Raw genomic sequence first — 2,087 nt, forward strand, 5'->3', positions numbered from 1 at the left:
CACATTCTATAGATATATACTAAATATATCATAGAACAAAAGAAAAAGCACTAACGTGCTTTAAGAGAGCGATTCATCCCCTACTTATAGAAGTGGGGTATTCTCGCAAATTTATGGATAAACTATCACTCTTAGCAATTTCATTATTTATAATGATGTCGGCAGTAATTTCGCCAGCACTTCCTTTAATGATGCACGCATTTCCTACAATTAGTCATGTAAATATTGAATTGCTCGCTACTATTCCAAACCTTGGTATGATTTTTGGATTATTAATTAGTCCTTTTCTCAACAGGAAATGGTCACCAAATTGGCTTGAACAACAGCTTCATCAATTTGTATTTCCACTTTGTTTAGCATTTAATGCTGGCGGCTTCTTCTTGATTAGTACCGCTCACCATTTCTGGATATTAGTAACCGGGTGTATTATTCTCGGAAGTGGTTTTGGCCTTGTAATGCCATTTATTTTCAAATGGATTGATAATGTTAGCGATAAAAATGCCGTTAATTTCTCGACAACCATTGTCTTAATCATGATGGATATCGGATGTGCGATTTCTCCGCTGACAATTGCCCTGATTGATCGTACCGCAAGAGGAGCGTTATTCTCATCTGCTATTTTCTTCACATTATTAACAATTTATGGCTTATTTAGGAGCCTAAAACACACTTTTATTAGATAACAAAAACGGTTAGCGAAAAAATGCTAGTTTTTTCCTGACCGTTTTTTCTTAGTATATTTTTTACACACTAGTGCCTCTTTAATACACGGATAGTGACGAATAAGGATTAATGTGTATGTACCAGTTGTAACCGTAAGTAATAGCCAAATTACCCACCCATTATCTGGCAAAAATTTAAAACGTTCTCGTAAAACTTCATCTAATAATTCAAATAATAGCCCTTTAAAAGTCATCTTTAACCCTAAAAGGTGATCCGTTGCAATTTCAACCATAAATACGAGGGCAATTCCATATAAATAGACCCAACCACGCCGATATTTAAATATATGATTACCATATTTATCTTTTTTCGCTGTTTTTACAATGCGAACGCTAAATGTTTGAAACCAGCCAAGCATAATACCAATTAAAATTAGAACAATCGTAACTAGCAAATGCCATTCCTGTTGCTCCGTAAAGATCGAAATAATCGTCATGACTAACGCATAAAGCAGAATAATTATAAAACTAGTCTTAGTCACAGTTTCTAATTGAAATGTTCCTTTAATGAAATTATATAAAATCAATAGACAAAAAATTATTAAGAGAGTCATTAAACATCCCTCCTAATATAAATATAAGATAGATTTTAATAACTCTCCACTATTACACTTTTAATCGTCTAAAGTAATTCTTTTTTCAAAGCTAAACATTTCATTATTACTATCCTGAATTTCGAAATTAGGATCTGGATGGCTTTGGTTATAAAATTCTACAGCAGCAAAGCCACAACGATTGATATAAAAATAAATATTTCGTTTATCAAAATACGGGGTACATGTCTCCCCAAGAACTGTTTGTAGATATTTCTGCTCTAATGCAGTCCAAATTTTATAACCAATTCCTTTATTTTGATGTACAGTATCAACATATAAGAAGTCTAAATGATTGTGATGAGTTTGATCATCGATTTGTACAATTGCGCCACCCACAATCTCATGATCTACAACCGCTTTAAATCCATGGGCATTATCACAAGTAAGAGATGCATAAATATCTTCAGTCGGTAATACATCTTCTAATGAGCTATCCTGTACTTGAGCTGCTTGATTAAATGAATCTTTCATTGCAGGAACAAAAATTGGTAAATCTTTTTTATTAAGTGGCATAAGCTTAAAATCCATCGTTTTACCTCCTAAAATACATAAAACTAAACGACCAATAATTTAAGGAATTTTACCATCTACTGCGAATTTTTGACCACTTATTACATATATAATGTAAGTAATGGCAAATATAATATACTTAGCTTAGAAAGGAAGTGGAAAATGGGGCTGGGAATTAACTATTAATTCTTGGTTCTCTAACAGTAAAATCCGGACTATGATTTTTGATCGATTCAAAAATCGTAGTCCGGATTTTAAA

3 protein-coding genes are annotated in these 2,087 nt (G+C 32.6%); 1 reads left to right on the top strand and 2 read right to left on the bottom strand.

The window, feature by feature from the left end; translation table 11 throughout:
- Positions 1-113 precede the first annotated feature (113 nt).
- On the top strand, positions 114-683 hold the full coding sequence (locus AACL61_RS01510) for an MFS transporter (protein ID WP_339110888.1): 570 nt from the start codon (positions 114-116) through the stop codon (positions 681-683).
- Between the two features lie 23 nt (positions 684-706).
- On the opposite strand, the gene AACL61_RS01515 is transcribed toward AACL61_RS01510, so the two are convergent.
- The gene (locus AACL61_RS01515) at positions 707-1,276 is read right to left on the bottom strand and encodes a hydrophobic protein (protein WP_339110889.1); all 570 of its coding nucleotides are present in this window, start codon (positions 1,274-1,276) and stop codon (positions 707-709) included.
- Positions 1,277-1,336: 60 nt separating this feature from the next.
- Positions 1,337-1,846 (bottom strand): GNAT family N-acetyltransferase, encoded by a 510-nt coding sequence (locus tag AACL61_RS01520; protein WP_102816283.1) that lies wholly within the window; start codon positions 1,844-1,846, stop codon positions 1,337-1,339.
- Between the last annotated feature and the right edge of the window lie 241 nt (positions 1,847-2,087).

It is taken from the genome of Limosilactobacillus reuteri subsp. porcinus, assembly GCF_036621895.1.
Lineage (GTDB): Bacteria > Bacillota > Bacilli > Lactobacillales > Lactobacillaceae > Limosilactobacillus > Limosilactobacillus reuteri_J.